Raw genomic sequence first — 7,347 nt, forward strand, 5'->3', positions numbered from 1 at the left:
TCGCGTTAACGGACACGCTCTCAGCCTACGAAGCCGCCGGCCCCGGCCCAGCCCAGAGCGAGTGTGGGGACGATCCCAAGCACCAGGGTGATCAGGACGCCGAGGGTGATGGCCGCGGTGGTGAAGGCACCCGGCACGGTGACCGCGGGCCCGTCCGCGGCCGGTTCGCTGAAGTACATCAGCACGATGACCCGGATGTAGAAGAACGCCGCCACCGCGCTGGCGATCAGCGCGATGACCACCAGCGGAGCCATCCCGTCCTCCAGGGCCGCCGCGAACACCGCGAACTTGGCGGTGAAACCGCTGGTCAGCGGGATACCGGCGAGGGCGAGCAGGAGGAAGGTCATCACCGCGGCGAGCACCGGCGAGCGCTTGGCCAACCCGGCCCACTGCGACAGGTGCGTCGCCTCGCCGTCCGCGTCGCGGACGAGGCTGATCACGCCGAACACCGCCAGCGTGGTGAAGCCGTAGGCCAGCAGGTAGAACAGCGTGCCCGAGACGCCCTGCTCGGTGATGGACATCGCACCCAGCAGCAGGAAACCCGCGTGGGCCACCGACGAGTACGCGACCATCCGCTTGACGTCGGTCTGGGTCAGGCCGATCACCGCACCGATCGCCATCGAGGCGATGGCCACGGCCCACAGCACCCCGCGCCACTCCCACCGGGAGTCGCCGAAGGCGACGTGCAGCACCCGCAGGATCCCGCCGAACGCCGCGACCTTGGTGCAGGCCGCCATGAACGCGGTGACCGGCGTCGGGGCGCCCTGGTACACGTCGGGCGTCCAGGTGTGGAACGGGCCGACCGAGCCCTTGAACATCAGCCCGACGACCAGCAGGGCCAGCCCGCTCAGCAGCAACGCGTCGGACATGGGCGAGGCGACCACGGCGTCGGCGATCTCGGGGAACTTCACGGTGCCGGCGTAGCCGTAGATGAGCGCCAGGCCGTAGAGGAAGAACGCCGAGGCGAACGCGCCGAGCAGGAAGTACTTGACCGCCGCCTCCTGCGACAGCAGCCTGCGCCGCCGGGCGAGCCCGCACATCAGGTACAGCGGCAGGCTCAGCACCTCGAGCGCGATGAACATCGTCAGCAGGTCGTTGGCCGCGACGAAGGTCATCATCCCGCCGAGCGCGAACAGCGTGAACGGGAAGACCTCGGTCTGCATGGTGGGCGCCTGGTCGGGCGAGCCGTACCCGCGCTCCTCGCCCGACTTCCCGGGGCGGCCGCCGAGCCCGCCGCCGCCCGCGGCGACCGCGGCCCGGCTCTCGGCGGAGGCCAGGAAGGCCCCGCCCGGCTCCACCGAGCGGTCGGCGATGAGCAGCACGCTGCCCAGGGCCAGCGCCAGCAGCGTGCCCCACAGGAACAGCGTCGGCGGGTCGACGGCGATGGCCTCGGCCAGCGTCGTGATGCCGTCGGGCCCGGTGCCGGCGTAGAGGCCGAGGGCCAGTCCGGCGGCCACCAGGGTGACCAGCGAGAGCGCCACCTGGACCGGCCAGCGCTGGTGGCGCGGCAGGAACGCCTCGACCAGCACCGAGATGCAGGCCATGCCGAGCACGATGAGCAGCGGGGCGATGGCCCCGTAGTCGATCGGCGGCGCCTCCAGGGGCGTCGCCTGCGCGATGAAGCTCACCGCAGTCCTCCCACCGGGTCGCCGAGACCCACTTCGGTCATGGTCGCCGCCACCGACGGCTCGATCACGTCGAGCACCGGGCCGGGGAAGAAGCCGAGCACCAGGATCAGCACGATGAGCGGGGTCAGCACCGCGATCTCCCGCCCGTTCAGGTCGGGGAAGCCCGCGCCGCCCTTCTTGGCCGACACGGCCGGGTCGAGCATGGTGCCCGGCCCGCCCGCGCGCTCCAGGGCGCCGAGCACGGCCGCGCCGCGCAGCGGGCCCTGCATGGTGCGCTGGTACATCCACAGCACGTACAGCGCGGCGAAGATGATGCCGACGGTGGCCAGGATCGTGTACACCGGCTGGCGCGGGAACGAGCCCACCAGCACCAGGAACTCGCTGACGAACGAGTTGGTGCCGGGCAGGGCCAGCGAGCTGAGCCCGGCCACCAGGAACGCCCCGGCCAGCAGCGGCGCCACCTTGTGCACGCCACCGTAGTCGTCGACCAGGCGCGAGCCACCGCGCGCGATCAGCAGGCCGACCACCATGAACAGCATGCCGGTCGAGATGCCGTGGTTGACCATGTAGAGCGCCGCGCCGGCGAGGGCCTGGCTGGAGAACGAGAAGATGCCCAGCGCGATGAACCCGAAGTGGGCGATCGAGGTGTAGGCGACGAACCGCTTCATGTCGGTCTGCCCGACGGCCAGCAGGGCGCCGTAGAGCACGCCGATCACGGCCAGCGTCAGCACCAGCGGGGCCAGCGTCTGCGAGGCGGCCGGGAACAGCGGCAGGCAGTAGCGCAGGAAGCCGAACGTGCCGACCTTGTCCAGCACGCCGACCAGCAGCACGCCCGCCCCGACCGGCGCCTCGGCACCGGCGTCGGGCAGCCACGTGTGCAGCGGCACCAGCGGCGCCTTGATCGCGAAGGCCGCGAAGAAGCCGAGGAACAGCCAGATCTGGGTGGACTCGGGCACCGAGGCGGCCATGCGCTGCAGGTCGACCCAGGTGAACGTGCCCTGGCCCAGCCGCTCGCCGCTGACCACGAACAGCCCGATCACCGAGGCCAGCATGATCAGGCCGCCGAGCAGCGAGAACAGGAAGAACTTGACCGCCGCGTACTGCCTGCGCGGGCCGCCGAAGCGCCCGATCAGGAAGTACATCGGGATCAGCATGGCCTCGAAGAACACGTAGAACAGGAACACGTCGGTGGCCGCGAAGACCCCGACCAGCGTGCCCTGGGTAGCCAGCAGCAGCGAGAAGAACCCGGCCGCGGTGCGGCCCTCCGGCAGCTTCTCGGCCCACGAGAAGCCCATCACGATCGGCACCAGCACCGCGATCAGCGCCAGCATCACCAGCGCGATGCCGTCGACGCCGAAGGCGAACCGGGTGCCGAAGGCGGGGATCCAGTCGACGCCGAACTCCAGCTGGAACCGGGCGCCGCCCGCGGCGTCGGCCACCGAGTAGCTGAACCAGGTCAGCGCGGTGAGCACCAGCGAAACCGCGGCGAAGCCCATGGCGACCTGCTTGGCCAGCGCGTCGTTGGCCCGCAGCGGGGCGACCGCCACCGCGCCGACGAACGGCACCAGCAGCAGGAGGAGCAGCAGCACGTTGCCTCCGTTCATGCGAACCGCACCGCCAGCATCGCCGCGATCACCAGGACGGAGCCGCCCAGGATCGACAGCGCGTAGGAGCGGACGAACCCGGTCTGCAGCCTGCGCAGCCGTCCGGAGCTTCCGCCCAGCAGGGCGGCCGTCCCGTTGACCACGCCGTCGACGCCGCGGTTGTCCACGTAGACCAGGGCCCGGGAGAGCCAGGTGCCCGGCCGGGCGATGAAGGTCTCGTTGATGGCGTTGGCGTAGAGGTCGCGGCGGGCCGCGCGGACCGGGAAGGAGACCGGCTCCGGGCGCTCGACCGGCGTGGGGCGCCTGCCGACGACCAGGTAGGCGATCAGCACGCCCAGCGCGGAGATCCCCACGACCAACCACGGGACGACCGCGTGCGGGAGCACGCCGTGGTCGGACTCCTGCAGCTCGCCCAGCGAGGGGGCCAGCCACTCGGTGAGCCCGATGCCGGACAGGACCGCGCCCGCCCCGACCGAGCCGAGCGCCAGTACGACCATCGGCGCGGTCATGGTGACCGGCGACTCGTGCGGGTGGTAGTCGTGCCCGTCGTCGGACTTCAGGTTCTCCCAGCGCTTCTCGCCGAAGAACGTCATCAGCACCAGGCGGGTCATGTAGAAGGCGGTGAGCCCGGCGGCCAGCGTGGCCGCGCCCCCGTACACCCAGCCCTGCCAGCCCTCCTGGCCGAACGCCGCCTCGATGATGGCGTCCTTGGAGAAGTAGCCCGACAGCAACGGGAAGCCGATCAGCGCCAGGTAGCCGAGGCCGAACGTGACGAACGTGATCGGCATGTGCCTGGCCAGCCCGCCGTAGCGGCGCATGTCGACGTCGTCGTTCATGGCGTGCATGACCGAGCCGGCGCCCAGGAACAGGCCCGCCTTGAAGAAGCCGTGCGTGAGCAGGTGGAAGATGCCCAGCGCGTAGCCGGCCGGGCCGAGCCCGACGGCCAGGAACATGTAGCCGATCTGGCTGACCGTGGAGTAGGCCAGCACCTTCTTGATGTCGTCGTAGGCGCAGCCGATGATCGCCCCGATGAGCAGGGTGACCACGCCGACCAGGGTGACGACCAGGCGACCGGTCTCGGTCAGGTTGTAGATCGGGCCGCACCGGGCGATCAGGTAGACCCCGGCGGTGACCATCGTCGCCGCGTGGATCAGGGCCGAGACCGGGGTCGGGCCCTCCATCGCGTCGGGGAGCCAGGCCTGCAGCGGGAACTGGCCCGACTTGCCGCACGCCCCGAGCAGCAGCATGACCGTGATGGCCACCAGCGTGGGCGCGCCCACCTCGCCGATCCGCTCGAAGACCTCGCTGTACTGCACGGTGCCCAGCTCGAGCCAGAGCAGGAAGATCGCGATGGCCAGGCCGACGTCGCCGACCCGGTTCATCAGGAAGGCCTTCTTGGCCGCGGTCGCCGCGGAGGGGCGGTCCTGGTAGAAGCCGATCAGCAGGTAGGACGCCAGGCCGACGCCCTCCCAGCCGAGGTAGAGCATCACGAAGTTGTTGCCGAGGACCAGCACCAGCATCGCCGCGACGAACAGGTTGAGCTGGGCGAAGAACCGCCGCCGGGACGAGTCGCCGCCGGGCTCGGCGTGGTCGTCGTCGCCACCGTCGTGGGGCGCCATGTAGCCGACCGAGTAGATGTGGATCAGCGATCCGACACCGGTGATCAGCAGCACGAACGTCAGCGAGAGCGGGTCGAGCCGGACGCCGAAGTCGACGGTGAACGAGCCGACCGACATCCAGTCGAACAGGTGCAGCTCGCGCGTGCGCTGCCCGGGGTCGAGGCCCAGGGTCTCGAAGAAGATCGCCAGCCCGACGGCGAACGACGCCAGCACCGTGGCGACGCCGAGCCAGTGCCCCCACGCGTTCGCCCGGCGGCCGGCCACGAACAGCACCAGCGCGCCCAGCGCGGGCAGCACGAACAGCAGCCAGGCCAGCGACGCGGCGCCGGAAGCGCCGCCGATCTCGGGCAGCTCGACCGGCGGGACCGCGGTCAGCACGGGCTCTGGCCGGCGGTCCGGCGGACCGCGCGGGGGGTGGGGACGGGGTGCACCGGGGAGCTCCTCAGAAGTTCAGTACGGCTTCAGTACTTCAGCAGGTTGGCGTCGTCGACCGACGCCGTCCGGCGGGTGCGGAAGATCGACATGATGATGGCCAGGCCGACCACGACCTCGGCCGCCGCCACGACCATCACGAAGAACGCCATGACCTGACCGTCGAGCCGGCCGTTGATCCGGGCGAAGGTCACCAGGGTCAGGTTGACCGCGTTGAGCATCAGCTCGATGCACATGAACACCACGATCGCGTTGCGGCGCACGAGCACGCCGACCGCGCCGATGGCGAACAGCAGCGCCGAGAGCAGCAGGTAGTACGTGGGGGTCACGGCTGGTTCTCCTCGGTGCCGCTGTTGCGGCCGTCGCCGCGACCGCCGACGCTCGCGTCGCCGCGGCCGGTGGTGCCGGCCAGCGCGCCCGCGACGCCGTCGACGTCGTCGCCGGGGGCGTCGACGACGGCCTGCTGGCCGCGGCCGGTGGACGGGGTGCCGGTGAGGGCGTGGGCGTCCAGCGCCCGGGGCTCCGACTCCTGGACCGGGGTGGCGTCGATGATCGCCGAGATGGACTCCGGCGCGATCGAGCCGTCGGGCAGCAGCGCGGGCACCGCCACCGAGTTGCCGGTGGCGAAGACGCCGGGGCCGGGCAGCGGGGAGATGCGGTCGTGCTCGCCGCGCAGGCGGGCCTCGACCGTCTCGCGCTGGCCGCGCTTGGCGTGCGCCCGGGTCTGGGCGAAGGCCAGCACCATGGCGCCGAGCGCGGCGGTGATCAGCAGCGCCGAGGTGAGCTCGAAGGCGAACAGGTACTCGGTGAAGATCAGCGCGCCGAGGCCGGTGACGTTGGCGTTCGAGCCGGCGTCGCCCGCGGCCAGGCCGACCGACTGCACGGCGGTGAGCGAGGGGCCGATCGTGGCCACCAGCAGCACCGCGAGGCCGAGACCGAGCAGGAGCGCGGCCAGCCGCTGGCCGCGCAGCACCTCGACGACCGAGTCGGAGCTGTCCCGGCCGACCAGCATCAGCACGAACAGGAACAGCATCATGATCGCGCCGGTGTAGACGATGATCTGCACGAAGCCCAGGAACGGGGCCTGCTGGACGATGTAGAACACCGCCAGCGAGAGCATCGTGCCGGCCAGGGCCAGCGCCGAGTGCACCGCGTTGCGGGCGAGCACCGTGCCCAGCGCGCCGAGCAGGGCCAGCGGGCCGAGGATCCAGAAGGTGATCGCCTCGCCGGTGGTGACCGTGTCGACCGGAGCGGGCGGAGCCTGGGCGAGGACGTCGAGCACGTTCACCTGACCTGCTCCCCCACCGGGTCGCCCTCGGCGCCGGCGCGCGCCAGCGTCGGGCCCTGGACGTAGTAGTCCTGCTCGGTCTCGCCGAGGCGCATCGGGTGCGGCGGCTGCTCCATGCCCTGCAGCAGCGGCGCGAGCAGCTGCTCCTTGGTGTAGATCAGGTCCTGCCGGTTGTCGTCGGCCAGCTCGTAGAAGTTGGTCATCGTCAGCGAGCGGGTCGGGCAGGCCTCGATGCACAGGCCGCAGCCGATGCAGCGCAGGTAGTTGATCTGGTAGATCGCGCCGTAGCGCTCACCGGGCGAGTAGCGCGCCTCCTCGGTGTTGTCGCCGCCCTCGACGTAGATCGCGTCGGCGGGGCAGGCCCAGGCGCACAGCTCGCAGCCGACGCACTTCTCCAGGCCGTCCGGGTGGCGGTTGAGCTGGTGGCGCCCGTGGTAGCGGGGCGCGGCCGGCGGGAAGTTCTCCGGGTACTCCTCGGTGACGACCTTCTTGAACATCGTTCCGAAGGTGACGCCGAAGCCCTTGAAGAACTCAAACATCGTCGTTCTCCTTCGCGGGTGCGCCGCTGGCGAGTGCGGGCTCGCGCGTGCGGTCGGTGCCGACCGAGCGGTCGCGGCGCTTGCGCTTCGCGGGCTTGGTCGGGACCTTGAGGTCGAGCGGGGGCACCGGGAAATCAGAGGCCAGCTCGATCGTCTGCTCCCTGGCCCGGCGCTCCGGCACCAGGAACGCGATCACCAACACCGCCACCAGCACGATCCCCACCGTCACCAGCAGCG

6 protein-coding genes and 1 pseudogene are annotated in these 7,347 nt (G+C 71.1%); all 7 read right to left on the minus strand.

The features are described 5' to 3' along the window. Positions 1-20: 20 nt before the first annotated feature. Positions 21-1,628 carry an NADH-quinone oxidoreductase subunit NuoN gene (nuoN, locus tag KDL28_RS30605; protein WP_252444208.1) on the minus strand — a complete coding sequence of 536 codons (1,608 nt, stop codon included), beginning with the start codon at positions 1,626-1,628 and terminating at the stop codon, positions 21-23. Next, entirely contained in the window at positions 1,625-3,232 is a 1,608-nt protein-coding gene (locus KDL28_RS30610) for an NADH-quinone oxidoreductase subunit M (protein ID WP_252444209.1), read from the minus strand. The genes nuoN and KDL28_RS30610 overlap by 4 nt, the downstream gene beginning before the upstream one ends. Beyond that, positions 3,229-5,202, minus strand: coding sequence for an NADH-quinone oxidoreductase subunit L (nuoL, locus tag KDL28_RS30615; RefSeq protein WP_372497116.1), 1,974 nt, complete (start codon positions 5,200-5,202; stop codon positions 3,229-3,231). Before nuoL ends, KDL28_RS30610 begins: the two co-directional genes overlap by 4 nt. A 110-nt stretch (positions 5,203-5,312) precedes the next feature. Beyond that, complete coding sequence (nuoK, locus tag KDL28_RS30620; RefSeq protein ID WP_252444211.1) at positions 5,313-5,612, minus strand: NADH-quinone oxidoreductase subunit NuoK; 300 nt, start codon at positions 5,610-5,612, stop codon at positions 5,313-5,315. Beyond that, the gene (locus KDL28_RS30625) at positions 5,609-6,565 is read right to left on the minus strand and encodes an NADH-quinone oxidoreductase subunit J (protein ID WP_252444214.1); all 957 of its coding nucleotides are present in this window, start codon (positions 6,563-6,565) and stop codon (positions 5,609-5,611) included. The genes nuoK and KDL28_RS30625 overlap by 4 nt, the downstream gene beginning before the upstream one ends. Before the next feature lie 2 nt (positions 6,566-6,567). Continuing rightward, positions 6,568-7,110 (minus strand): NADH-quinone oxidoreductase subunit NuoI, encoded by a 543-nt coding sequence (nuoI, locus tag KDL28_RS30630; RefSeq protein WP_252444212.1) that lies wholly within the window; start codon positions 7,108-7,110, stop codon positions 6,568-6,570. Beyond that, positions 7,103-7,347, minus strand: a pseudogene (locus tag KDL28_RS30635) (NADH-quinone oxidoreductase subunit NuoH); the annotation flags it as partial. The pseudogene KDL28_RS30635 and the gene nuoI, both read right to left, overlap by 8 nt.

It is taken from the genome of Pseudonocardia humida (assembly GCF_023898865.1).
Taxonomy (GTDB): Bacteria; Actinomycetota; Actinomycetes; order Mycobacteriales; family Pseudonocardiaceae; genus Pseudonocardia; species Pseudonocardia humida.

Coding starts and splice junctions, on each gene's coding strand:
- KDL28_RS30610 (WP_252444209.1), bottom strand. CDS start 3,232: ATGAACGGAGGCAACGTGCTGCTGCTCCTCCTGCTGCTGGTGCCGTTC.
- nuoI (WP_252444212.1), bottom strand. CDS start 7,110: ATGTTTGAGTTCTTCAAGGGCTTCGGCGTCACCTTCGGAACGATGTTC.